General features: G+C 46.1%; 22 protein-coding genes and 1 pseudogene. 8 read left to right on the top strand and 15 right to left on the bottom strand.

Annotation, left to right across the window (positions count from 1 at the left end; translation table 11 throughout):
• Positions 1-112: 112 nt before the first annotated feature.
• From V1498_RS02165 to V1498_RS02150, 4 genes are all read left to right on the top strand, one after another.
• A complete protein-coding gene (locus V1498_RS02165) occupies positions 113-358 on the top strand; it encodes a DUF2892 domain-containing protein (protein WP_409296680.1) in 246 nt (81 codons plus the stop codon).
• A 210-nt stretch (positions 359-568) separates the two neighbouring features.
• On the top strand, positions 569-1,594 hold the full coding sequence (locus V1498_RS02160) for a serine hydrolase domain-containing protein (protein ID WP_409296679.1): 1,026 nt from the start codon (positions 569-571) through the stop codon (positions 1,592-1,594).
• 159 nt (positions 1,595-1,753) lie between these two features.
• A complete protein-coding gene (locus V1498_RS02155) occupies positions 1,754-2,092 on the top strand; it encodes a PadR family transcriptional regulator (RefSeq protein WP_409296678.1) in 339 nt (112 codons plus the stop codon).
• Entirely contained in the window at positions 2,082-2,762 is a 681-nt protein-coding gene (locus tag V1498_RS02150; protein WP_409296677.1) for a DUF1129 family protein, read from the top strand. Before V1498_RS02155 ends, V1498_RS02150 begins: the two co-directional genes overlap by 11 nt.
• Before the next feature lie 69 nt (positions 2,763-2,831).
• Here V1498_RS02150 and V1498_RS02145 read toward each other — a convergent pair whose 3' ends face one another.
• On the bottom strand, positions 2,832-3,146 hold the full coding sequence (locus V1498_RS02145; RefSeq protein WP_409296676.1) for a DUF3784 domain-containing protein: 315 nt from the start codon (positions 3,144-3,146) through the stop codon (positions 2,832-2,834).
• A 116-nt stretch (positions 3,147-3,262) separates the two neighbouring features.
• Complete coding sequence (locus tag V1498_RS02140) at positions 3,263-3,793, bottom strand: dihydrofolate reductase family protein (RefSeq protein ID WP_409296675.1); 531 nt, start codon at positions 3,791-3,793, stop codon at positions 3,263-3,265.
• Between the two features lie 143 nt (positions 3,794-3,936).
• Between V1498_RS02140 and V1498_RS02135 the strand changes: the two genes are divergently transcribed.
• Entirely contained in the window at positions 3,937-4,218 is a 282-nt protein-coding gene (locus tag V1498_RS02135; protein ID WP_409296674.1) for a hypothetical protein, read from the top strand.
• Positions 4,219-4,680: 462 nt separating this feature from the next.
• Here V1498_RS02135 and V1498_RS02130 read toward each other — a convergent pair whose 3' ends face one another.
• A complete protein-coding gene (locus V1498_RS02130) occupies positions 4,681-8,232 on the bottom strand; it encodes a lamin tail domain-containing protein (RefSeq protein WP_409296673.1) in 3,552 nt (1,183 codons plus the stop codon).
• Positions 8,233-8,762: 530 nt separating this feature from the next.
• Here V1498_RS02130 and V1498_RS02125 point away from each other — a divergent pair.
• The 3 genes from V1498_RS02125 (at position 8,763) to V1498_RS02115 (ending at position 14,114) form a co-directional block, all read left to right on the top strand.
• Positions 8,763-9,797, top strand: a complete 1,035-nt coding sequence (locus V1498_RS02125) for a hypothetical protein (RefSeq protein WP_409296672.1) — start codon at positions 8,763-8,765, stop codon at positions 9,795-9,797.
• A 727-nt stretch (positions 9,798-10,524) separates the two neighbouring features.
• Entirely contained in the window at positions 10,525-12,531 is a 2,007-nt protein-coding gene (locus V1498_RS02120; protein ID WP_409296671.1) for a methyl-accepting chemotaxis protein, read from the top strand.
• A gap of 791 nt (positions 12,532-13,322) precedes the next feature.
• Positions 13,323-14,114, top strand: coding sequence for a serine hydrolase (locus tag V1498_RS02115; RefSeq protein WP_409296670.1), 792 nt, complete (start codon positions 13,323-13,325; stop codon positions 14,112-14,114).
• Positions 14,115-14,161: 47 nt separating this feature from the next.
• On the opposite strand, the pseudogene V1498_RS02110 reads toward V1498_RS02115, so the two are convergent.
• The 12 genes and pseudogenes from V1498_RS02110 to purC all read right to left on the bottom strand — a co-directional run.
• Positions 14,162-14,502 (bottom strand): annotated as a pseudogene (locus tag V1498_RS02110) (IS1595 family transposase); the annotation flags it as partial.
• Between the two features lie 616 nt (positions 14,503-15,118).
• The gene (locus tag V1498_RS02105; protein ID WP_409296669.1) at positions 15,119-15,619 is read right to left on the bottom strand and encodes a GNAT family N-acetyltransferase; all 501 of its coding nucleotides are present in this window, start codon (positions 15,617-15,619) and stop codon (positions 15,119-15,121) included.
• Positions 15,620-15,808: 189 nt separating this feature from the next.
• Positions 15,809-16,273 (bottom strand): hypothetical protein, encoded by a 465-nt coding sequence (locus tag V1498_RS02100; RefSeq protein ID WP_409296668.1) that lies wholly within the window; start codon positions 16,271-16,273, stop codon positions 15,809-15,811.
• Between the two features lie 93 nt (positions 16,274-16,366).
• Positions 16,367-17,635 (bottom strand): phosphoribosylamine--glycine ligase, encoded by a 1,269-nt coding sequence (gene purD / locus V1498_RS02095; RefSeq protein ID WP_409296667.1) that lies wholly within the window; start codon positions 17,633-17,635, stop codon positions 16,367-16,369.
• 16 nt (positions 17,636-17,651) lie between these two features.
• On the bottom strand, positions 17,652-19,187 hold the full coding sequence (gene purH / locus V1498_RS02090) for a bifunctional phosphoribosylaminoimidazolecarboxamide formyltransferase/IMP cyclohydrolase (RefSeq protein ID WP_409296666.1): 1,536 nt from the start codon (positions 19,185-19,187) through the stop codon (positions 17,652-17,654).
• Positions 19,180-19,776 (bottom strand): phosphoribosylglycinamide formyltransferase, encoded by a 597-nt coding sequence (gene purN / locus V1498_RS02085; RefSeq protein WP_409296665.1) that lies wholly within the window; start codon positions 19,774-19,776, stop codon positions 19,180-19,182. Before purN ends, purH begins: the two co-directional genes overlap by 8 nt.
• Positions 19,773-20,810: a phosphoribosylformylglycinamidine cyclo-ligase gene (gene purM / locus V1498_RS02080; protein ID WP_409296664.1), complete on the bottom strand. Its 1,038-nt coding sequence runs from the start codon at positions 20,808-20,810 to the stop codon at positions 19,773-19,775. The genes purN and purM overlap by 4 nt, the downstream gene beginning before the upstream one ends.
• Positions 20,803-22,242, bottom strand: coding sequence for an amidophosphoribosyltransferase (purF, locus tag V1498_RS02075; RefSeq protein ID WP_409296663.1), 1,440 nt, complete (start codon positions 22,240-22,242; stop codon positions 20,803-20,805). Before purF ends, purM begins: the two co-directional genes overlap by 8 nt.
• Positions 22,227-24,446, bottom strand: a complete 2,220-nt coding sequence (gene purL / locus V1498_RS02070) for a phosphoribosylformylglycinamidine synthase subunit PurL (RefSeq protein ID WP_409296662.1) — start codon at positions 24,444-24,446, stop codon at positions 22,227-22,229. The genes purF and purL overlap by 16 nt, the downstream gene beginning before the upstream one ends.
• Entirely contained in the window at positions 24,430-25,116 is a 687-nt protein-coding gene (gene purQ / locus V1498_RS02065; RefSeq protein WP_409296661.1) for a phosphoribosylformylglycinamidine synthase subunit PurQ, read from the bottom strand. The genes purL and purQ overlap by 17 nt, the downstream gene beginning before the upstream one ends.
• Positions 25,113-25,367, bottom strand: a complete 255-nt coding sequence (purS, locus tag V1498_RS02060) for a phosphoribosylformylglycinamidine synthase subunit PurS (RefSeq protein WP_409296660.1) — start codon at positions 25,365-25,367, stop codon at positions 25,113-25,115. The genes purQ and purS overlap by 4 nt, the downstream gene beginning before the upstream one ends.
• On the bottom strand, positions 25,360-26,079 hold the full coding sequence (gene purC / locus V1498_RS02055) for a phosphoribosylaminoimidazolesuccinocarboxamide synthase (protein WP_409299104.1): 720 nt from the start codon (positions 26,077-26,079) through the stop codon (positions 25,360-25,362). The genes purS and purC overlap by 8 nt, the downstream gene beginning before the upstream one ends.
• Positions 26,080-26,081: the final 2 nt, after the last annotated feature.

Raw genomic sequence — 26,081 nt, 5'->3', positions numbered from 1 at the left:
TCATCAATTGTAAATGTAAGCGTTTTATTTATTTCATACTATCACACTAATTAATTTAACACAGTAAAGGTTTACTGATTTAATGTGAACTTTTTATGAAGGGGGCATAAAGATGAACGTCAAACCAAACATCGGCACTGTCAACGCTCTGCTGCGGATTACCTGCGGCCTTACCATGCTCGCCTGGTCCACGGCCAAATTATCCAGAAAGCCCGGCCGGAGCCTCTATCTCATGACTGCCATGATGGGAGCCATGAAAGTAGGCGAAGGCATCGTGAAATACTGCCCAGTGACTGACTTGATGCTCCAAAGCACTGAAATGGCACGGGGCGAAGGCAAGGACAGCAGCCCATTCTAAGAATGTCTATTTTCGGGAACTGAGGAATGACATAAGAAATGACGTGTGTATCGACACACGTCATTTTTTTGTTATCAGCCTTTCTGCTTATGCTTTTTGTTACAATGAAAAAAGAAGCACTTCCAGCAATAGCCAAAACAGCGAAATCGACCTATCTATCAGCGACTGACAAGGCCTGACAGAATATCATACATATTGGGGGAACTTAATGTGAACAAAAGCTTGATTGATAGCATTTCTGCACTTCAGGAAGAACATGATTTTTCGGGCAGTGTATATGTGAAGGACGGAGAAGAAGTACTTGCTGATCTAAGCTATGGATTTGCCAACCGCTCTGAAAAAATTAAAAATCAGGGTGATACCAGGTATGGCATTGCCTCAGGAAGCAAGCTATTCACCGCAATAGCTATCTGCCAGCTTGTCGAGAAAGGGAAAATTTCTTTCAATACCTTACTGAAAGACTGCCTCGACATCCACTTCCCTTTTTTTGACAAGGGCATTACCATTCATCAATTGCTGTCACATACCTCCGGAATACCGGACTATTTTGACGAGGAAATCATGGAGGATTTTGAAGAACTCTGGGTCAAGAATCCTATGTATCAAATTCGGAAGCTAAAAGACTTTTTACCGCTGTTCCAGGACGGAACTATGAAATTCCCAAGCGGCACCCGATTTCATTACAATAATGCCGGCTACATATTGCTGGGGTTAATCATTGAACAAGCAAGCGGTCAGCACTTCAGTGAATATGTTACTGAACATATATTCTACAAGTTATCTATGGAATCCGGCTATTTCGAAATGGATGCTCTGCCTGAAAGAACTGCATTGGGATATATAGACCAAGCAGACGGGAAATGGAAAACCAATGTATTTTCACTGCCTGCAAAAGGCGGTTCAGATGGCGGAGCTTACGCCACTGTTCACGATATCGCCCGGCTGTGGGAAGCATTAACAGAATACAAATTATTAAATAAAGAGATCACAGATCAGCTGCTTGCCCCTCATGTTAGAGTCGACGATACTACCGCATACGGCTACGGCCTATGGATGAAAACCGAGAAAAACCAGGTGTCAAAATATTTACTGATGGGCTATGATCCAGGAGTTAACTTCCGGGCTGTATTTTATCCGGATATCCCTCTCCAAATCATTGTCTGCTCGAACCAAGCTGGAGGAGCGTTTGACATTGCCAGGGGAATTGAGGATGAATTGGTTAGGGCAAAACCATAGGAAAAATTAAGGGATTTTCCGGGACGCTTTACTGCAAAAATAAAATTGACGCATTACCAAAAATAGGTTATTCTGATACACATAAGGCTATCTTGTTCTGCAAGTTAGCCTTATTAAAAAACCACTATCTTGTATTACAAGATAATAAGGATGAAATAGATGTCGCTGAGAACTCAATTATTAAAAGGAATTTTAGAGGGATGCATTTTATCCATCATTGAAAAAGAAACGATTTATGGGTATGAGCTATCTCGAAAGCTTCAATACTTTGGTTTAAATGACGTTAGTGAAGGATCCATTTATCCCCTCCTGCTCCGTCTTCAAAAGGAAGGATTAATTAAAGGCGAAATGCGTAATTCTCCTTCAGGTCCCAAGAGAAAATACTACCAGCTTACCACCGATGGAAAAAAAGCGTTATCCGAGGTTCAGGCAGAATGGAAAAGTATCCGGACGCCTGTAGATAAAATGTTAAATAGGAGTGGGGATGATGAATGCTAAGGAATTAATTCGATTAAATAACACTAAACGCAGATTACTGACGAAAGAAAACGAAGAATACTACGGCAATATGTTAGTTTATATACGTACAAGTCTTTCCATTTCGGAGCAGGCTTCAGAAGAATTGTTAATGGAGCTTTTAGATCATCTTCTTGAAGCACAGAAAGAAGGCAAAAGTGCAGAGGAGGTATTTGGAAATGACCCCTCCTCTTATTGCGACGAAATGATCGAACAGCTGCCGAAAGAACCAGGGAAAAACATAGCATTCTTCATAGGCTTTCTGCTCCTGAAGCTGCTTGGCTTGATGGCTGCGGTAAGCGGGACAACAGACATCCTTATGTACTATTTTAAGGACAGCAGTATTGGGACCGTCTATGTGGGCACAGCCCTGGTCACCTTTATGATATGTGCGGTAATTATTTTTCTTTATGTTTTTTTCATCATAAAATGGCTGCAAAAATCAATTTATAAAGCATCAAGTAAAGTTAAGGATTTTATCATGCTTTCCCTCCTCACAATACTCTCGGTTGTGGGCATGGTTTTTCTGCCGAGATTTATCAATCCATTTGGATATGCAATCGAAGCTGGGGGCTTTGTATATTTGATAGTTGGCATCGCCATCATTCTTTTTACAAAATGGTCAGACAAAAAATATCATTTTACCGAATAATAGGCACAGAAAGGCCGGCTTTTGCTAAGCCGGTCTTTTTACATGTGCATGGCTTACTTTAATTACCAGTTATGATCGTTTAAATCTGTCTTTTGTATTAGGATAAACCATGGAAAAAACAACAAAAGTTATTAATAGAATAATAGCTGCAATGGTTAATACTCGACTTTCTAACATTGTACCTAAGCCAAGTAATAGTATGCCAAAGCCGATCCCATACATTATTTTAGCCATGAACTTACATAGAGCCGCTTCATCATATTGAGATTTTTCACTGTCAGACATTGTATTATAGCCTGCAATCAGGGCTGCTCCTTTTCCTTTCGATAGTATAATGGCAAAAATAAAAAATGGGATTGAAATAATAAAAATGGCTGCTCCCAATCGGGTTGCCTCCTTTATTTCTAATATAGAGAAACCATATATATCCTAAACGGGGACACTGAACTATTAAACAAGCTGGATTGAAGAACAACCCACATAAATGCAAGAGATTCTATTTATTTCTTCACAACATAATGCAGTTCGGCAAGCTGGTTGAAACGCCGGACTCCTTTTAATGAAAGCTCCATTTCCACACCTTCTCCTTGAAATAAAGGAATGCCCCTGCCAATTGCTGCTGGAGCCATCTGAAGAATGATTTCATCCACCAATTGAGCCTGCAGCAGCGGACGCAGCATTTCTCCGCCGCCCACTACCCAAATGGTGCCCCCTTCCGTTTCAATTAAGCTAGTTGTGAACTTTACTATGTCTTCATTCACATATTCAATATTACGGGAAGCACCTGTGACCGAACGGGAAAATACATAGCATTTCCGCCCGCCATAGATCATTTCATCTTCTTTCGCCGGAATCTGGTCATACGTTTTCCGTCCCATTAAAATGGCATCCACCGGCTCGATAAAATCAGCAAATCCATAGTCATCGCCAAAATCCGTCTTATACAGCCAATCCAATGAATCATCTTCTCTTGCGATATAACCATCAATGCTAATGGCTATCAGAAGTACCACTTTCCTCTGGTTACTCAAATTAAGCCCTCCTGTCATAAACCAATTATGCCTGATAACTATATTTTTTAGTTAAAGGCTCTGTTAAAGGTAAATGTTGATATTTACAAAAAGTATTTTTCATTTATTCCACCAAATGGTAAAATCATACGGGAGGTGTAATTGTGAAAAAATTCAGTAAATTATCATTAACCTTAATGGTTATAGGACTGCTATCATTTGGATTAAATTGGATATTAGAGGGCTTTTCTGAACCGATAGCCCTTTTTGGTTATCTTGCTTTTTTATTCGGAATTGTACTAAGTTTTATAGCAATTGCTAAACAGGAAGTTGGAACATTAAAATTCATATCACTTATTTCTTTCTTCGTTGTGATGTTTTTAATTACTTGGTTTGAACCGTTTCAGGTATTTCGGGTTTTTACTTGGTTAAAAAATAACAATTAAAATCAAAAATGTTGGAAATGTAAAAATGAAAAACCCTACAATTAAGGTTTCCTTTTTATTTTACTCAATTATCAACAGTAAAGTTTAACAGAGCCTTGTTAAAAAAACCATAAAATGTTATCTAAACAAACAAGAGGATGTTCCCGAAAGGTTTGGGACACCCTCAATTTAAGCATCAGGCTATGGTGATGGTGGAGAATTGCTAAAAGCTTTTTTAGGAAGATTTTTATGGTATTTCGGCTCATTTTCTGATGTTTTCCGCTCTCTTATTATGTTTTTTAATCAAAATCAGCCAATTTCCACTTTAAAAGAAGCATAATCACACGCACCATGCCCCTTTACTCACGGAACCGCGACCTTTACTCGCCGAAATCTCATTTTACTCGCGGAACAGGAAGCTTTACTCGCCGGTTTTAGAATTTACTCGCGGAACTGATTGATTTACCCGCCGGACTGGTTCATTTACTCGCCGCTCCCCGAGGTGAATTTCCAGAGCGGGGACAGAGTCTTCCCTCCGTATATGTCGCTGACTTCTACATACCAGCAGTAATCGTGGTAGGGCTCGAGGCCCCTGAGGCGGATCCGTGCATGGCCATTCTTCACAGCCAGGTCTTCCCCAAGCTTTTCTGTTGTGAAGACACTGGCCGAAATATAGTCGGTCGCTACCTGCTTATGGATGTCATTCAAATCAAAGTCCAGAGTAAATTCGTCCGTTTCGCTGTCAAAGAAATTATAATGGTCGAGAAATGGGGAGTATGTTTTGACCCGGAGCAGGCGGTTTGCCGGATCAAACTGCAGGAGCCTCATATAGCCCTGCCCCCCTTCCGGCCCGCCCTGGTAATCTGCAAGCATCTCAACCACCCTTCTCACGCTGCCATCTTCTGTCCTGATTTCTTCGATATGGCGGCTGGCGCCAAAATAGTGGCCGCTCAGGACCAGCTTTACATTTTCATTAGGCTTGACAATCCGGTTAAAAAGGGCACGCCCTTTTATGGTGCGTATGCCGTTCGGCTGGAGGTAGGAATGGACAGCCAGTATCGCATTTCTGTCTGAGTGCTTACGGAGTACAGCGTTCGCCCACTTCACCGCTTCCCGGTTTGTCTCTTTTCCCCAGCCAAGATACAGCACGATGAAATCGTGGCCGCCAAAGGAGACTAAATCATAGTGATAAGCATTATTCTTTGAGCCTCCGCCATAGGTCGGCTGGCCGGAAAACCGGTTCTTCCCAAAATAGGTGCTGTAATTTTTATAATCCACCAGCAGGGAACCGCTGTCATGGTTGCCGGGCAGCACACCGTATGGGACACCTCCCTGATCAAGCGCTGCAAGGCTTTTGCTTGCCGTTTTCCATTGGTCCTGGTCCCAGCGGAAATCAATGATATCGCCCGTATGAATAACATAGCCGGCGTTTCCCTGGTCAAACTGGGCTTTTGCCCAATTGGTCATGATGGGGAAAATATATGGAAAGGCACTGGCGTAGTACTGGGTATCAGACATCCAGATCATCGAGAAATTCTGATGCACATGGTCGGCCAAATCCTGAATGAGTACGTTCACTTTCTGATTTTTAACATACTGCCTGCCGACCCTTGCCTTCAGGGTGAAATCTTCGGCTCCATAGCCATATGCAAGCTCTTCCCACTTGAACTTTTTATAATTCCAGGCATACATGGTCACCCGCCTGCCCGCATATGAATGACCTCTCCAATCAATCTCGATTTTCCTGACCTGTTTAGCTTTTTCTTTAATAGGAATTTCAAAGCGCTGATAGGGAAATCCCGACTGAGATTCTGTGACCAGATAGGTTCCATCCGGCTTTGCAAGTCTGCCAGCCGGACTCTGCCCGATATCGCTTTCTCCTTCCTGCTCAAGGGCCGGCGGAGGCTCCCGGTCAGAGATGCAGGTGTAGCCCTTGATGCCGCTCTCTGCCGCATAGTCATATCTTTGTCCGCTGTAAAAGACGGCTTTCATATGATCCTTTGTGGGGTCGTTCACTTTTACCGACAAACTGGTCGAAAGGGGCAGCCCGGAAGAATCCGGGGGCGGAAAGGCTGTTTCCCTGATGATCGGATCCTCATTGACCACATGGAAATGAAAAACCTTTTTACTTACATTTCCCGCTGCATCAGATGCTGTGAAAATCACCTTATGTTTCCCTTTACTGAGGGCCCCGGATGACGTGGTATAGGGAAGCTTGATTTTCCTGCCATCTAAATCTGCCTTAAGAGATGACCATCTGGAAATCCGGTCACTGGCTTTGGCATCGATGGTGAAGGTCCCTTTATAGGTTCCGCCTTCCTGGAGTTCCTTGACTGCTATTTCAGGAGGACTGTGATCGAACTTGGGACTTGCCTCTATTACATCTCCATTGATCACAGCCCTGAAATGATGCCTTCCTTCACTTTCTTTCTTTGTATCAATGACGGTGCGCTCTGTCAGGAACTTGTCCTGCGGCACACGGAATACAAAGTGCCTGATCGGCGCCCGTCCGGAGTGCCTGCTTCTATTGCCGAAGTGATAGACACGGCCATCCTTGTAACCGGACTCTGCTGTTTTCCCGTTCTCCGTTTCTGTCAGCACAGCATGCGGTTTTAGGATGGCACCGTCCCCCAGCAGCAGCCTTACATTTTTCATTTCAAACCCATTGAGGCTTTCTGCTCTCTTTCCTCTGCCAAACGGCCAGTGCCTGCTTCCGGTTTTGATTGTCAGCCGGTTATCTCCCGGCCTGATTTTTTCCTGAGGAATGGCCGCCTCGAAGGAACCGAATTTCCCGTGCGTCTGCTCCAGAATTTTTACCAGGTGATTCCCTTGAAACAGGCCGCCTTTATATCCTTCTTTAATGCCATTGGCCTCATAAACGAATATCGGCTGCCTGCTCAAGGATTGGATTGTTCTGAGTTTATGCCCATTCTGATACAGCAGGACGGAATCTTTCGGGCTGTCCTTATGAACCTCGATATGCTTTCTCCCATTTAAAATACTCTCATTAGTTATCGACAATCCCTTCTTAAAAGGAAGATAGGCATTTGGATTCCCGACCCTGACTGAGATGACGCCCGCTTTCGGATAACGGGCAGTCCGGATTCCGTCTGTAACCTCCAAATAGTATTGGAACGCGGGGGTGGCAGCATAGAGATCAAAGCGGGATATCTTGCCGGAGAAGCGATCCTTTTTTGATGAGAGATTTTTCTTTGAAAATGGCTTATCCTGCGCCCTTTTATAAAATAGAGTCGCCCTCATAACCCGGCGGTCATCCATGACCCTGAAGGAAATCGGCAGATCCCGCCGGGCAGGAATATCAAAAACGGGCATGACCGGAGTGATTTCCGGTGCCATTCGGTCTACTATGCGGTTCTGCGCCTGGGGAACCAGCCCTTTGGAAATCATCCCCGGACTAGGGACTCTTACCATGTCCCGGAGCTTCATCGCATGTGTGCCGTCCCGTGGATACTCATATTGCAGGGAAAATCCATCCGGTGTGACGGCAGATTTTTTCCCAGCCGTGTAGGAAGCCGAGGATATCGTCTGGCCGGCAAGGGATCTTATGGAGACGGTCCTGCCGCTGATATTGGAAAGGCCGGTGCTCTCGGCTTCGGCAAGCTGTCCATTTTTCAGAAGGGTATGATAGTGGTCATTAAAATCAGACTGTTTCAGTCCTGCCCCCTGCTTATAACTGTCACCGTTCTTCAGCCAGACTGCTGCCGTCCCCCCCGGCCCCAGTCTATGTGCGGCTGTGATTTCCCAGCTCGAAGTTTTTCCATCTTCCCGTGACACAGTGATTTGATAATCCTCCAGGTTAACGTCATGATCGGTATTATTATAAATTTCAATAAACTCATAGCCCTCCCCCCTGCTGTTTCCCTTGGAAGGATTCGCTGCAATCTCGGTAATGAGAAGATCTGGAAAGAAGCGGTCAGATCCCGGCATGCCAGGAATAGCCGTTTCAGCCCCCGCCACCCCTGCAAAGAGTGCCGAGAGTACGGCAACCATTGCTGTCAGCTTTAGCTTTTTCATGCGTCTCCCCCTTATGTTGACGTTCCAAAAAATAATGGTATCTATACCTTTTGTAGGAGGAGCGTTTTTATTCTACTTTCTGCTGTTATATTGCGGCTTTCTTATTTTGGATGAAGGACTTTTTGCTTCCAATCTGCACTCGAAAAGTCCTTCATACCCTTGATGAAGGACTTTTCACTTCCGAACCCCACTCGAAATGTCCATCATACCCCCGATGAAGGACTTTTTGCTTGAGAACCTGGCTCGAAATGTCCTTCATACCCCCGATGAAGGACTTTTTACTTCAAAACCCAGCTCGAAATGTCCTTCATACCCCCGATGAAGGACTTTTTGCTTGAGAACCCGGCTCGAAATGTCCTTCATCCCACCGGTGAAGGACTTTTTCCTTTCAAAATGTCCCTCTTACCCTTAATGGAGGACTTTCACTCTATGCCTCATTTTTAAAGTAATAAAAATTACGTTAAAAAGTAATTTTATAGTTGCGTTCAAGAGTAACAATGAGTACTATATAAAGTAAGGAGGTGTAAAAAATGGAAAATCTAAGATTGAATGTTGCATTACTGAGGAGGAAGGTGCCAAATCTGACGAGTGCCGCCCGGAGTGTCGGTCTGCGTCCGGCAACTGTTTCGAATTTATGCACGGGGAAGATTCCGGTTGGACGCGCTGAAGTGAGGACCATTGCTGCCCTTGCGTCATTGGCAGAGTGCAGCCTGGATGAATTAATTCTGATGGGGGAGTCGGTTGATGTGATTGAAACGAAAATTAAAGCGCTTGATTTTTTTGCTCCGGTTGTAAAAGGCGGTACCATTGGTCTTGTTGCCCGCCCGGGGATGGGCCAGGTTGTTTTATTATCTGAAATATTTTACCGTCTTAAGAGGGAAGGATATGTCACCGTCGTGCTTAAGCCGGATGCGAGCTACCCGGAACTGCAGGAGCTTCTGGACGATGCAGATGCTGTGGTGCACACCATCGAGGAAGCCTATGAGACCATGGCCGCCATTCCTGATGACAAGGATATCGTTTTTTCAGCAGACCGCGCCCATGTGGTGACCGGGGAACTTTACGAGCTGCAGGAACGCCTGCAGAAAGAGAATCTCACAACCTTTTTAGTCGATCTAAAAGGAGAAGTGGTGGATGAGGAAATTCCTTATGGCCCGCTTGAAACGCTCCTTCACTTTGACGCCGACCTCTCTGCCCGGCATATCTTCCCGGCATTGAATCCAATCTATTCGACTTCTTCCGTTCTGGAAGGCGCCTATCTGGATCAAAACCATCTCATCCTGCTGCAGCGCGCCCAAAAACTATTGCGGAGATACCGTGAGCTGCGCTCCCTGGTCAGCGTCAGAGGACTATCAGGCATCCCTGCTTCCGAACTTCAGACCTACAGCCGCGGCGAACGCCTTGAGGCTTATCTGACACAGCCGTTCTACGTGGCAGAGGAGTTCACCGGCACAAAAGCAGAAACGGTCAGTCTATCCGATACCCTGAATGATATCCGCACCATACTTGAGGGCGGTGCAGACGAAAGGTCTCCGGAAGAATTGAAATATATCGGCCGGCTGTGATCGGCCAGGGATTAATATGCTTTTGCGAGCTGTCCTACGGAACTTATTTGGGTCTGTTAAACAATAATGTTGATAATCTGAGCAATAGAAAAGGACTTCTTTGAAGTCCTTTTTGTCATTCCTTATTGAACGAATTAGTTATATAGCTGAGCCACATTTATAATTTTATCAATCACGAACTGAACATCATCCGTATTTTGATTGTAAATAGATCATCTGCTTCATATTTCTAACACATCACCTTTATGCGACTCAGCTCCTTGCCTTAAAAGCACTTCTTCAAAAGTATAACCATTCCTAAAAATACTTAGTGTTCTGTACCTTTCCGCTACTCGTTCTCTAAGAACATGGTTAGGAATATCAAATTAAACAAGGATACTAATAAATCCTTTTTCACGAAAATGTTTCAGTAGATCCATTCGCACATTACGATGTCAATTTGAGTTGCAAAGAATGAGATGAAAATCAGTATGCTAGAGCCGCATAATCCACGATAGTTTCAGTTATGGCATAGAAGCGGAATTTTACACCTCTGGTGCATCAGCAACCCCTTCAATATTAAGACCACTTTTTATCCTGGATCAACCAGATTGGAGAGAGAAGTTAGAAGAAATAATATTTTTCTGAATTTTTAAAAAAATAAGGACTTATTACTTAATAATTCCTTCCCTTCCTCCGATAGAAAAAGTAGATTTCTATTTTACACATCAGGAGCAGGGGGATTTTTATGTTTAAAAAAATACAGTCCAAAATCATGCTGACCGTGAGTTTATTATTAGCAGTGACTTTAATGGGTGTATCCGCATTGACGTATTTCCAAACGAAGAATGAAATGAGCATCAGTATTGATTCTAGTTCAAAAGCACTGGTGCATGACTTGAAAAACCAGACAGATCTTTATTTAAATTTATACCGGAGCTCTGTGGAACGGTATAGCCACGATAATCGTGTCATTACATACTTGAAGGAGGTAAAGAAAAACGAAAAGAAGGGGCTGGATACATACTGGCCGCTGGTCAATAAGGATTTTGAAAACTTCATGAACCTGAATAAGAATGTGGCAGTCATTTATGTGGGAGCTGAAACTAAACAATTTAAGACAACCCCAGTCATCGAGCTTCCTGCCGATTTTGACCCTACCGGGAGGCCGTGGTATACAGCAGCTGTTTCGTCCAAGGAGCTATCATTATGGACTGAACCATATAAAGATGCCAGCTCAGGGGAATATGTCGTGACTGTCGTACAGCCAGTGCTTGATCCAGATTCAAAGGAAGTCCTGGGTGTTGTCGGTTTAGATTTAAGCCTGGCTGGCCTGAAGAAAATGATCAACCAGACAGAAGTGGGATATAAAGGCTTTTCTTTTCTTTTAGATAGCAAGGGAATGGCTCTTGCACACCCAAAGGAATCAGGAAAAGACCAGAGCAAAAAGCCTTATTATTCAGGAGTCAGTAGGCAAAACTCAGGAATTGCTGAATACGATGACAAAAACACTGAACGTAAAATGTACTTTCAGACTTTAGAGCAGACCGGCTGGAAAATCGGAATGGTTTATGATACAGATCAATTATTTGCAGGTGCTAAAGAAATAAGGGACATAATCCTCCTGGTTGCTTCCGTTGCCGTTCTTATAGGACTCGTCATTACGTACTTCCTGGCAAGAAGCATCGCCAAGCCGATCACCAACTTGAAGGACCAGGTGCAGTTTGTGGCTCAGGGAGACTTAACTGTCAACGTCTTTACAAAATCAAAGGATGAAATCGGGCAGCTTACAACTCATTTCAACCAAATGGTAGAAAGCATGAGGAAGCTTATTACGTCAGTTGAAAAATCAGTGGAAAGTGTCAATGATTCCGCTGTCAGTTTAACAGCGGTGGCAGAGGAAACGATCGCTGCCAGTGAAGAAGTCTCTAACGCCATTGGTGAAGTGGCTGCAGGTGCCACCCAGCAGGCACAGGATTCAGTAGAAACGAATTCACGGGCTCTCAGCTTGTCCAGCCAGATTGAGCGGGTAAATGAAAATGTAGAGCAGATGACAGATCTATCCATGGCAGCTGAACAAACAAATAAAAAAGGGATGGCCCAAATGGAATCCTTAAGGCAAAGAACAGGAGAAAGCAATGAAGTCATTCTCCATGCAGGAGATGTAATCAGCGGCCTCGCCCAGCAGGTAAAAGAGATTGAGCAGGTGATCCATACCATTACAGAAATATCTGATCAGACCAATCTCCTGGCATTGAACGCAAGCATCGAAGCAGCCAGAGCCGGAGATAGCGGAAGAGGGTTCGCTGTAGTGGCGGATGAAGTCAGGAAGCTCGCTGAACAGTCTGCAAAAGCGGCTTCGCAGGTTAAACAAACCATCACTTCCATTGAAAAAGAAACCAATGTGGTTGTAAGGGAAATGGAGCAGACCATCGCCATTTCGAAATTGCAGAATGAAGCGGTAAATGAAGCAGAAATCGCTTTCGGTGAGATTTCAGCTACTATTCATGACATCGTTTCTTCTATTAATTACATCAAGTCTGATATAGAAAATATTAACATCCTTAAGAATGAAGTAGTTACATCAATCGACAGTATTGCATCCGTCGCTGGACAATCCGCTGCTGCTTCCGAACAGGTGAGTGCATCAACAGAGGAGCAGGTACGGGCGTTAGGCACGATCTCCCATTCGGCAATTGAGCTGACCGAAGCCAGCTCCAACCTGACAGATATGATCAGGCACTTTAAATTATAGGAGAAAGAGGTTTCCCTAAATGGGGAACCTTTTTTTGCGTATGGATTTACGTTTCACCAGTCTGCATGGATCATCTGCATCTTCATTGATTAATATAGAACCGTACTTCACTATTCCTGAAGTACGGCCTTTCAAGACTGAGTTTTGGCTTATTCGCAGGATTTCAAATATGTACGGAGTACCAGATTTCTTCAACAAAAGGGCACTGACCCATCAGGTTAGCATGGCCTCCACCCCTTGGACAGGCATGACGAAGGAATGATAGGGCGATTGACCCGCCTGAGACATGGGAGGGAAACCCTCCAGGGAAGGCGTGGAGATGTACATGTTATGTTAGAATACCGAGAAGTTAACTGACTCCTTTATTTACTATACCCCCATGTAGCCTAAATGTCCTTAATTCACATCCTACAGCCAATGAATGTTATCCTTGGCGAATGAAATCCTGCGAATAAGCGAGCACTCGGGAGATAAACGAATTAAACTGAGGGAGTTGAAGAGTGTTTTTTAACTTTTGAGCCACAATCGAGGTAGATAGTTAAAAAAGCACCAATAGCCGTGAATCGTATAGTAAATGAGGACTCAGAAAGCTGTAGTCTATTCATTTCGCTAAATCAATAAATAAAGTAAAACAAAGCACACATCTAGGAACAAGACTTTCAACAAATTACTTAAGGCTGTTTTATAAAGGAATGTTGTTCTTTTACATTAAATCCGCAAACTTGAATTTTATGGTAAAATCGGTAAGTGGGTACTGATTGATTTCGAGAAACAAAGGATGTGACTTTTAAATGAAAACGGTATTTGAAAAATTAAATCAAATTGATTCAGGAGAAATCGGCTTAAAAATATTCTCAACTAGAACGCACGATTATTTATGCTCTTTAAATAGCGAAATGTCCATTCCGCTTGCATCGTCAGCAAAGGTTGCAATTGGTTTTTGTATCGCAAAATGGGTAGAGGAGGACTTGATTAAATGGGAGGATACTGTGGGTGAAATTAAGTATAATCCCGACGAAGATAGCAAGGAACTTTATCCTCATTACCAACACAGAACTTCCTTACAATTAAAAGAAGCAGTTGAAGTAATGATAGCTTGTCACGATAGTTTTGTTGCTGATAGTGTTGTTAATTTCTGTGGCGGTTGGAATAAAGTAAATAATAAAATTCGATCATACTATCCAACTATCTATGTCACAGAAAATCCAACGGATTACGAAAATAAAGGACAACTAGACCAGGTCCTTGATTTAATGTTGCACATCTTTCAAGAACACAAAAAAAATGGTCCTTTGTGGACGCCAATTATTAGCGGCTTAATTAGACAAAAAGGAGATATTGAAGGTATACCTACACACTTTTTCAACCATATGACAGGCGGCTTAGAAAACATCATCGTAGATATTGGGATTTTAGGAGACATTAACCGGGACCCTTATATTTTTGCTTTTGGGGCTAAAAGTTTGCCTAGTAGGTTTTCCAACCAGGATGCTGACCGTAAATTTTTTGAAGCTATGAATTTGCTTTACATCGAATACAGTGCTCAATACAATACTGACAAAATAAAAATATTAGAACGCTAGGAGCAATAAAAGCTTTGGCGTTTTTTTATATTCCTCTTTCAATCTACTTAACTTCTTAGCATCCTTAAAGTAGTTTGAATTGGATTTTGACACGCTGAAACAAGCATTTGCTTGACACGTTCATCAAAAGCTACCTTCTTCCCTAACTCCAACCATCGGAACCAATAAGATAGTTATCGAGATATTTTGTAGCTACTCCTTGGAATCTCTCTCCATCCATTTTTTTAAGTCGTTGGTGAAAATTTTTAACGTGTTAAATATGATAAATCCCCTTTTTCACACGCTCTTTTTGTCGCTCATTTACTGTTTCGTGTTGCAGCCCTTTATTTTTAGCGAATTTCTTGTAGTTAGTTGCTGTGTCCGTACATAACAATGCTGAGGGGTCAATTTATCAGGGTTCTCTGGATATAAGTCTTGTTTCATCGCTTCATATAATGCTATCTGCTCTTCTTTTGTAAATTCGTTAAACTCTTCATAAACGTTTCGCCAAACACTAAAAGTCACCTCGACTCATAATAGCAATCTAGTTATTAGTATTGGCAAAAAAACAATAAATACGAAAACAGCCTTACTTAAAAACCCTTGAAGCAAAAATGAATTCAATTTTTAAGTCAATTTTTACAAAACTAATATACTATAAAAATATTTTAGTACTAAAATAAGATTAGTTAGATAGGGGGTGAGAAATAAGATGAAGAGATATTACTGTACAAATTGTTTAACTTTATCCAAAAGAAAATGCAAATGCAAAATCTGCGGAAATAAAAATATGAAAAATATAGAAGTCAATATTCAAAAGCAAACTGCTTAGAATATTGTTTTTTTTATTTACTTATCCCCAGGAACAAGCTGAACACTCCCCGTACACGGTGCCTGTGTCCATCATCAATCGTAGTGTAAAAATCGTAATAATTTACATACATTCCATCCCAACTGGCAGCCCTGCATTCTTCACCTAACGCACCCGTATGTTTAAGTAGAATAATTCACTATGTATTAGGTATTTATAAAGCTTTGCCCATAATAACATATGGAGAATCATCGGTAACTGGAATAAAGGGTTCTTTGACTAAAACCCATCCCAAGCTTTGATACAAATTACGTGCTGGTTTGTTGTTTACTTGAGTAGTTAATATGGTGGTCTTCTTATTTACTCCCTTTAATAATTCATTAACCAGAACTTTCCCATAACCTTGGTTTCTATGTGATGGATGTACTATTAATTCAACAAACTCAAAACAATCTTTAAGCCATTTTTCATATTCTTTTGGACCAAGCTCTTTTGAAAGTAATTCGTGATAATATTGTCCTGATAATGAAGAATAACCATACGAGAATCCTAGAATTCCCTTTTCATCTGAGAACATTATAGATCCCCTAAAACCCATATAACTTGAGTGTTTTATCAATTGTTCCTTTATTGAATGATTCCAAACTTGTTTATAAAGACCGTCAATGGCTTCTAATATACTTTCATTACTGTCTATTTCTAAAACCCTTATCACTCGATTCCCTCCAGTTATTTAACATTTATTAAATACTTTTAACTAAACACCGATAGCGGCATCAGTATTCCTTTTTTCAGTTTTTTATTTTCATAGGAGTTGAATAAAAAATCAACAGCATCGTTTAAAAGAACCTTGTTTTTAAAGGTGCACATAGTAACGGTAACTATGCCTAACAGATTATGTTCTCTATGGTCCCACACTTTTCAGCATCTGCTTCATGGCACCAAGATGATAGGCGGCATGAATGATGGTCGCAAGTGCTTCATCCGCTCTCTGCCCGGTCCATTCCATCTGCTCAATGCCAGCCAAAAAACGAAGATATTCATCTCTCAGCTGATCTTGGATTTCCTGCCAGCGCTCCTCATCAACACTCTTGATTCTCCAGCTTTCCAGCCAGTCCATCCGGGGACTGCGCCCGCTGATTACCTCGCTGCAGCCCCACAGATGATAGCGGATATGGTCTGTATGGGCAGCCAGGTTTGTGCCGTGAATCTCTTTGGATGCCTCCCCTGCCCGTATTCCCTTCAGCATCCCGAAGATTCCCGAGTCCGGCTCGGTGTTAACAAACCAGCTTTGTCTTGCGGGAGGGAGCGGACCTTCAAATGCCTCTTTCATCATCTTAATCGCTGCTGCTTCCAATGGATGCGCCATGATTTTCCTCCTTCTAAAAAACGCGGGCCGGCACATTGGTTCATTCTCCGGCATTCGAAGTATGGCCACTGGTGCGGTCCCGCGTTTTATATGTTATACATTCTGTTTAATGGCTTTATTCCCGATATCTTTTCTGTAAAACAAGTCGTCGCATTTAATTCTCTGAATTTCCCGATAGGCCTGGCGCTGGGCGGCTTCCAGGGTCTCGCCCTTTGCTGCTGCGAGCAGCACCCTGCCGCCTGCGGTTGTATATTCTCCCCCATCATTCACACTTGTCCCGGCATGATAGATGGCCGTGCCTTCTTCAAGCAGAGGCGGAATTGTAATCGGGCTTCCCTTTGTATAATCACCGGGATAGCCGGAGGCTGCCATCACGACGCCGAGGGCCGCTTCGCTGTGCCATTCGATATCCATATCCCTGCCCTCAAGTACGGCGTCTGTGACATCAAGAAGATCAGACTTCAGCCTCATCAGGACAACCTGTGTTTCCGGATCTCCAAAGCGGGCATTGAACTCGATGACCATAGGGCCTTTAAGCGTGGAAATCAGGCCGGCATACAGGATTCCCGTAAATGGCCTTCCTTCTGCAGCCATTGCCTTTGCCGCCGGGATGAGTACCTCATTGACAGCCTGTTCAACGATCTGATCGGATATCTGCGGAACCGGGGAGTAAGCCCCCATTCCGCCGGTATTCGGTCCTTGGTCGCCGTCAAAGGCCCGCTTATGATCCTGGGCGATGACCATCGGATAGACTTTTTCGCCGCGTACAAAAGCCATGAGCGAAAACTCTTCCCCATCAAGGAACTCTTCTATCACAACACTTGCGGAGGATTCACCGAACGCCTTTCCGATAAGCATGTCTTGAAGCGCAGCTGCTGCCTCTGCTTCTGTCCCGGCGACAACAACCCCTTTGCCGGCAGCAAGGCCGTCCGCTTTGATCACAATCGGTGCTCCCTTTGCTTCAATATAGGATTTCGCCTCAGAAAAGTCTGAAAACGTCCTATATTCACCAGTCGGGATTCCGTACTTCAGCATCAAATCCTTGGCAAAAGACTTGCTTCCTTCAATCTCGGCTGCATTCTTTCTCGGTCCGAAAATTCTCAGGCCGGCTTTCTCAAATTCGTCCACGATGCCATTTAGAAGCGGTACTTCAGGACCGATGAATGTCAGGTAAATATCGTTCTGAAGGGCAAATTCAATGAGCTCGCTGTGCTGATGCTCTTCAATATCCACAAGCTCCGCTGAATCCTTCATCCCTGGGTTCCCCGGGGCGGCAAATACGCGTGAGACCCTCTTGCTTTCCTTGAACTTTGCGGCGATGGCATGCTCGCGTCCGCCGCGTCCGATCACTAGAATCTTCAAAGAAATCACCCCTGTATCAGTGTTTGAAATGCCTTATGCCTGTGAATACCATCGCGATATTGTATTCATCCGCTTTTTTGATCGAATCTTCATCCCGGATAGATCCCCCCGGCTGGATGATGGCGGTGATCCCTGCTTTGGCAGCGGCTTCGACGGTATCATCCATCGGGAAGAACGCATCTGAAGCAAGTGCTGCTCCTTTCGCTTTTTCACCGGCCTGCTCAAGCGCTATCTTCGCTGCACCGACACGGTTCATCTGGCCCGCGCCGATTCCGATGGTCTTATCTTCTGCAGCCACTACGATGGCATTGGATTTCACATGCTTGACCGTTTTCCAGCCGAGCTTTAAGGCCGCCCATTCCTGTTCAGTCGGTTCACGCTTTGTCGGGATGGAGAGACTGGCTTCTTCAAGTCCGTAGGTGTCCATATCCTGTACAAGCAGTCCCCCCTCAATAGAAGTGATCTTTTTGCCGGCTGTTTGTGAGGATTCGAAATCCACGGTCAGCAGACGGAGATTTTTCTTTCCTGTCAGAATATCCAAGGCTTCTTTTGAAAACGAAGGAGCAATGACGATCTCAAGGAATACTTCATGAAGCTTTTCAGCCGTTTCCCGGTCTACCTCGCGGTTAAGTGCAACAATCCCGCCGAAAATCGAAACCGGATCTGCGTCAAAGGCCTTCTGGAACGCGCTGCTGATGCTGTCACCCGTCCCTGCGCCGCACGGATTCATATGCTTCACCGCCACCGCTGCCGGTTCGGTAAATTCCTTCACGATCTGCAGGGCAGCATCTGCATCATTGATATTGTTATAAGACAATTCCTTGCCGTGCAGCTGTCTTGCATAAGCGAGTGAAAATTCAGAGCCAAGCGGTTTTTTATAAAAAGATGCCTTCTGGTGCGGGTTTTCCCCGTAGCGGAGAGGCTGCTTCAATTCATACGTAAGTGTCAGGCTTTCTGGATTTTCCTCCTCCGCAAGACGGGTCATATAATCGGAAATAACAGCATCATATGCGGCTGTATGGCGGAACACCTTGGCTGCAAGCTTTCTTCTCGCTGCCGGCTGGACTTCGCCATTTTCCTTGATCTGGCTCAGGACCGCTCCATAGTCGGCAGGGTCCACGACCACTGTGACATATTCGTGGTTTTTGGCCGAAGAACGAAGCATGGCCGGTCCGCCGATGTCGATGTTTTCGATGGCATCCTCGGGCTGAACCTCCGGGTTTGCGATGGTCTGCTGAAATGGATATAGATTGACGCATACCACTCCGATGGGCTGGATGCCATGTGCTTCCATCTGTCCGCGGTGATCCTCATCCCCATGTCTCCCGAGCAGTCCTCCATGGACATTCGGATGAAGAGTCTTTACACGCCCGCCAAGGATTTCAGGGAAACCGGTGATCTCGCTGATCCCTGTTACTTCGATTCCTGCCTCCATCAGCGCCCCTTTGGTGCCGCCGGTAGAGATGATCTCAAAGCCCGCTTCCTTCAAACCCTTTGCAAATTCTACTATCCCCGTTTTATCTGATACGCTGAGTAATGCTCTCTTAGACATGTTTCATTTCCTCCAGCCCAAATTGCTTTTCTAGCAGCTCCTGCAATACAGCAGGATACAGCTTATGTTCAATTTCCTGAATTCTCGCCTGCAGGGTCTCCCTTGTGTCGCCGCCGAGCACTTCGAGTGCCTTCTGAGCGATGATTGGCCCGGTATCCATTCCTTCGTCCACATAATGGACCGTCACCCCGGTTACCTTGACTCCGGCATCAAACGCCTGTCCGATGGCATCCCGTCCCGGAAAAGCCGGAAGGAGTGATGGATGGATATTGATAATCCGTCCAGGATAGGCAGCAAGCAGAGTCGGACCTATCAGTCTCATATAACCGGCAAGGACAATCAGATCTGCCCTGCATTCCTCCAGCCTGGACAGAATTTCTTCCTCAAAGGCCTGTTTGCCGCTGTAATCCTTAGGAGAAAAAACAAAAGCAGGAATGCCTTTTTGGTCAGCACGCCGGGCAGCAAGTGCGCCGGGGCGGTCACAGACCAGAAGGACAATCTCTGCATCCAGCTTTTTTTCGCGGACCGCTTCTGAAATAGAGTGGAAATTGCTTCCGCTTCCTGACGCAAATACGGCGATTCTCTTCATGATGCTTCTCCCGTGAAGACAGTGCCTTCACCTTTTACCACTCGGCCGATGATCCGCGCCTCTTCTCCCTGGGATGTAAAATAATCCATCAATGCGCCGGCTTCGCTTTCCTTTATCGAGACGACCATGCCGATGCCCATATTAAAGATATTGTACATTTCTTCCCGCTTCAGATTTCCTTTTTCCTCAAGAAGTTTGAAGATCGGCGGGATGTCCCAGCTTCCTTCCTGGATTGAAACGCCGAGTCCATCCGGAAGCATCCGTGGAATGTTTTCAATAAAGCCGCCTCCCGTGATATGGGCCATCCCGTTAATCTGGAAGTTCTCGAGCGCCCCGGCGAGCGGCTTTACATAGATCCTTGTCGGGCGCAGGAGCTCCTCGCCAAGGGTACAGCCCAGTTCCTCCACATACTGATGAATGTCAAAACTATGGCCGCCAAGCAGGATTTTCCTGACGAGAGAATAACCGTTGCTGTGGATCCCGCTCGATGGGAGCCCGATCAGCACATCACCAGCTTTAATTTTCCTGCCTGTGACCAGAGCTGATTTCTCGACGGCCCCAACAGCAAATCCTGCCAGATCATATTCCTGCTCATCGTACATTCCCGGCATCTCCGCCGTCTCTCCGCCAATCAGGGCACAGTCTGCCTGAACGCAGCCTTCAGCGATTCCCTTTACGATGGCTTCGATCCGCTCCGGATCCGCTTTTCCGCAGGCAATGTAATCCAGGAAGTACAGCGGCTTGGCCCCCTGAACAATAATATCATTCACACACATGGCCACACAGTCGATTCCTATCGTATCATGCCTATCCATCAGGAAGGCAAGCATCAGCTTTGTCCCGACGCCGTCTGTGCCAGATACAAGCACCGGCTCCTTCAGTCCGATGGCGGACAGGTCGAACATCCCGCCAAACCCGCCAAGACCGCTCAGCACCTCCGGCCTCATGGTCCGGTTCACATGCTTCCTCATGCGGCCGACCGCCTCATAGCCCGCTTCGATATCCACACCTGCCTGCTTATATGCATTAGCCATGGTACACACCATCCTCCTCGGAAATAATCTGGGAAATGGAGTCTTCTGTCCCCATATCGTAGATTTCTGTCGGGTATTTGCCGTTGAAGCAGGCCATGCATTGGCCGCCGCCTTCGAATGGCCTGCCGAGGGCTTTAATGGTGCCTTCGGGTGACAGGAAAGTAAGGGTGTCAGCTCCGATCAGCTCCCGGATTTCTTCGATGGAATTAGAAGCGGCGATGAGTTCGTCGCGTGATGATGTATCGATGCCGTAGAAGCATGGGTTTTTTATGGGCGGCGAGCTGATGACCACATGCACTTCTTTTGCCCCTGCCTCTTTAAGCATATTGACGATCCGCCTGCTTGTCGTTCCCCTGACGATAGAATCATCCACCATGATCACACGCTTTCCTTCCACCACACCGCGGACCGGAGCCAGTTTCATCTTCACACCCTGTTCCCGGAGAGACTGTGATGGCTGGATGAAGGTCCTTCCTACATACCGGTTCTTGATGAGTCCCATTTCATAGGGAATTCCGGTTGCTTCCGCATAGCCGATGGCGACCGAGATGCTTGAATCCGGTACGCCTGTCACCACATCCGCTTCGATCGGAACTTCAAGGGCCAATTGCTTGCCAAGATTCTTCCTCGCTGTATGGACATTAATGCCGTCTATATTGCTGTCCGGTCTGGAAAAATAGATATATTCCATTGTGCACATGGAGCGGTTGGCACTCGTGGCAAACCGTTCAGAGCGGATGCCTTGATTATTGATGATCAAAAGCTCGCCCGGTTCGATATCCCTGACAAATTCAGCCCCGACAATATCAAGGGCACAGGTTTCCGAAGCAAGTACATATGCATCTCCAAGCTTTCCGAGCGACAGCGGCCGAAGGCCATTAGGATCGAGGGCTGCCAGCATTTCCGTCTCGGTCATCGTCAGGAAGGCATAGGCCCCTTTCAGCATGCTCAAGGCGTTCTTCTTCTGCTGCCTTAAATCCGAAAAACCGGAGCGTTTGATCAGGTGGGCCAGCACTTCTGTGTCAGATGTGGTCTGGAAGATGCTTCCCTGTGCCTCGAGCTGATGCTTCAGCTGGAGTGCATTCACAAGGTTGCCATTATGGGCGATCGCAAGGCTTCCATTCTGCGAGCGGAACAAGAGGGGCTGCACATTCTCCAGGCCCCCGCCGCCAGCCGTCGCATATCTGACGTGGCCGAGGGCTGCCGTTCCGCTCATCTGTCCAATTTTATCCTGTGTGAAGACTTCGGTAACAAGGCCCTCCCCTTTTACACACTTCAGGCCGTTTTCATCCCGTACGACAATCCCTGCACCCTCCTGGCCCCTGTGCTGAAGGGCATGAAGGCCGTAATACGTAATCTGTGCTGCATCCGGATGGCCCCAAACGCCAAACACGCCGCACTCTTCGTTCAAACCTTTTAATTCAGCAAGCATGGAATCGCTCCTTTCCAGGCTGCAAATAGTCCAGCCACTTCAGCTTTAATCAGTTCATTGCCGCTTCCGTCTGTAATTTCAAGCCGGGGTGCCTCCGTGACAACACCTATTTCCACTGCATCAACGGCCAGAGTTTCAAATGCCTCTTTATCCTGAGGTGCCACTGACACGATGAAGCGGGACTGCGTTTCGGAAAACAGGGCGGAAACAGCAGGTCCTCCCACTTTGACAGCCGCTCCGTGACCGGTACCAAAAACGGATTCTGCCAGGGCAACCGCAAAGCCTCCCTCGGCGATATCATGTGCGGATTTCACCAGTCCGCCCTGGATGGCTGACAGAAGTGCTCCCTGGCGCCTTGATTCGATATCCAGGTCAAGTTCAGGAGCGCGGCCAAAGATCCGGCCATTCTGCAGCTTCTGCAGCTCGCTTCCTCCGAATTCATCCTTCGTTTCGCCGATTACATAGATGCTGTCACCGGCATTCTTAAAGCTTTGGGTGGTGATATGCTTCAGGTCCTTAATCAGTCCGACCATACCGACTACAGGGGTCGGGTAGACCGCTTCCCCGTTTGTCTCATTATAAAGGGATACGTTCCCTCCGATGACCGGGGTTCTAAGGGTGCGGCAGGCTTCACTCATGCCGTCCGCCGCCTTTTCGATCTGCCAGAAAATCTCCGGTTTCTCAGGATTGCCAAAATTTAGACAGTCCGTGATAGCAAGCGGCTCTGCGCCAGAGCAGATGATATTCCGCGCCGCCTCGGCGACTGCGATCTTTCCGCCCATTTCCGGGTCCAGATACAGATAACGGGAGTTGCAGTCCGTTGTCATCGCAAGCGCCTTGTTTGTTTCCCGGATGCGCACCACAGCTGCATCGGAGCCTGGGGCGACAACTGTATTGGTCCTGACCATATAATCATACTGATCATACACCCACTCCTTGCTTGCAATGGTCGGCTGTGACAGGAGAGCTTTCAATGTTTCTTCATAGTCTTCAACCTGCGGGATGGATACCTCCATCTCCTGGAATTCACGATAAAAGGCCGGCTCGCTGGACGGCTTATGATAAACCGGAGCTTCCTCTGCAAGGGCATCGACAGGTACATCTGCGACTACCTCTCCCTTATGGAGGAGGCGGAGCTTTTTATCATCCGTCACTTTCCCGATAGCCACTGCCTCAAGGCCGTATTTCGAAAATAAATCAATGATTTCCTGCTCGCGGCCCTTTTCAACAACAATCAGCATCCGCTCCTGTGACTCTGAAAGCATCATTTCGTATGCTGTCATTCCTGTTTCCCGCTGCGGGACTAAGTCAAGGTTCATTTCAATTCCGGATCCGGCCTTGCTGGCCATTTCCGCCGAGGAGCTTGTCAGCCCCGCAGCCCCCATGTCCTGAATGCCGACAAGGGCATCATTATGGATGAGTTCAAGGCATGCTTCGAGAAGCAGCTTCTCCATGAATGGATCTCCAACCTGGACAGCAGGACGCTTTTCGTCGGATGCCTCTGTCAGCTCCTCTGATGCAAATGTCGCTCCATGGATTCCGTCACGTCCTGTCTTCGCACCCACATACATCACAGTATTGCCGGTTCCATGCGCCTGGCCCTTTTTGATATCTTGATGGTTGATCAGCCCCACGCACATCGCATTTACAAGGGGGTTGCCTTCATAAGAGGGATCGAATTGGATTTCTCCCCCGACCGTCGGGATCCCAATGCAGTTCCCGTAGCCTGCAATCCCGGCTACCACTTCTTTAAAAAGATATTTCACGCGCGGCGTTTCGAGTTCGCCGAAGCGGAGCGAGTTTAATAGGGCAATAGGGCGGGCGCCCATGGAAAAAACATCACGGATGATGCCTCCCACTCCTGTTGCCGCTCCCTGATAAGGTTCGATGGCTGAAGGGTGGTTATGGCTCTCAATCTTGAAAACCACAGCCTGGCTGTCTCCAATATCGACGATGCCTGCCCCTTCTCCAGGGCCCTGCAATACTTTTTCACCCTTGGTCGGGAATTTAGCGAGTACCGGCTTTGAGTTTTTATAGCTGCAATGCTCCGACCACATAACCGAGAATAGCCCAAGCTCTGTATAGTTGGGCAGCCTGCCCAGGGTGCTCACTGCCATCTCAAATTCTTCATCCGTTAATCCCATTTCTGTATAAATTCTTTCAGTCTTGATCATTTCAGGATTTGGTTCAAGCATTAACGACATGAGATTCCCTCCAGTTTTTCACGATTGATTGGAATAATCTTAATCCATCGGCACTCCCAAGGAGCTTGTCAACGGCACGTTCGGGATGGGGCATCATGCCAAGGACATTCCCGCGCTCGTTTGTGATTCCGGCGATGTCAGCCAGGCTGCCGTTCGGGTTTTCCCCATGATAGGTAAACACGATCTGGCGGTTTTCCTTTAATGCTGCAAGCGTATCTTCATCGCAATAATAGCTGCCTTCACCATGGGCGATCGGAATATCGATCACCTCATCCTGCGAATAGGCCCCGGTAAAAAGGGTATCCGCATTCTCCACCTTCAACTGGACAGTCCTGCACATGAACTTCAAATTGGAATTACGTCTCATAGCCCCCGGCAGCAGTCCCGCCTCAAGCAGAATCTGGAACCCATTGCAGACACCAAGGACCGGCATGCCCTCGCCTGCGGCCTTGATGACCTCGCCCATCACATTGGAAAAACGGGCGATGGCGCCTGAGCGGAGATAATCGCCATATGAAAACCCGCCCGGCAGGAGGATGCCGTCATAGCCTTCTAGGCTGCCTTCTGTATGCCAGATATACTCGGCCTCTTCCCCCAATTCATCACGGATAGCGTGGTACATATCAACATCACAATTGGAACCAGGGAATACGATGACTGCGAACCTCACAGGGCGACAACCTCCTCGGCTTCATATCGGTAGTCCTCGATGACCGTATTGGCGAGCAGCTTTTCACACATTTCACGGACGAGCACATCCAGGTCGCGATCTGATTTCTCAATGGTAAGCTCTAAATATTTCCCGATGCGGACATCCTTTACTTCCTCATAAGACATACTGTGCAGCGAACCCTTTACAGCCGACCCTTGCGGATCCAATACACTTTCGCGCAATGTTACATACACTCTCACTTTAAACATGAAGACGTCCCCCTAGTCTGGTCAGAATATTTTCATATGCTTCCGTCAAGCTGCCTAAATCTCTTCGGAATACATCCTTATCGAGCTTTTCATTTGTCTCTAAATCCCACAGCCTGCAGGTGTCCGGAGATATCTCGTCAGCCAGCAGAATCTCGCCTGACGGAGTCTTTCCAAACTCGAGCTTAAAATCAACAAGGCGGATGCCGATCTCTTCAAAAAAGCTGGATAAAACTGCATTCACTTTGACTGCATGCTCCTTAAGCTTCCGCAATTCATCTAAACTTGCAATCTCTAATTCTCTAATATGCGATTCAATGATCAGCGGATCGCCAAGGTTATCGTCCTTCAGGTAGAACTCCACAATCGGCTGCTTGAACCGGATTCCTTCTTCAATTCCGAGCCTCTTGGCCAGACTGCCTGCCGAATAATTCCTCACTACCACTTCGAGGGGAATGATGCTCACCCGCTGTACGAGCTGTTCACGTTCTGTGATCTTCTTCAGAAAATGCGAAGGAATTCCCGCTTCCTCAAGCTTAAGGAACAACAAGCTTGTGATCTCATTATTCAAGATTCCCTTACCCGCGATTTCAGCCTTCTTCTCCCCATTAAAAGCCGTCGCCGAATCCTTGTACTCAACCAGGACCACACCCTCCGTATCCGTTCCATAAATCCTCTTCGCCTTTCCCTCGTACAACAAACTCCCTTTTCGCATCA

It is taken from the genome of Paraperibacillus marinus (genome assembly GCF_046237605.1).
In the GTDB taxonomy this organism is placed as follows: Bacteria; Bacillota; Bacilli; order Bacillales; family DSM-1321; genus Paraperibacillus; species Paraperibacillus marinus.
Note: the sequence above shows the minus strand (reverse complement) of the source record. Positions and strands in the feature narration are given on the sequence as shown.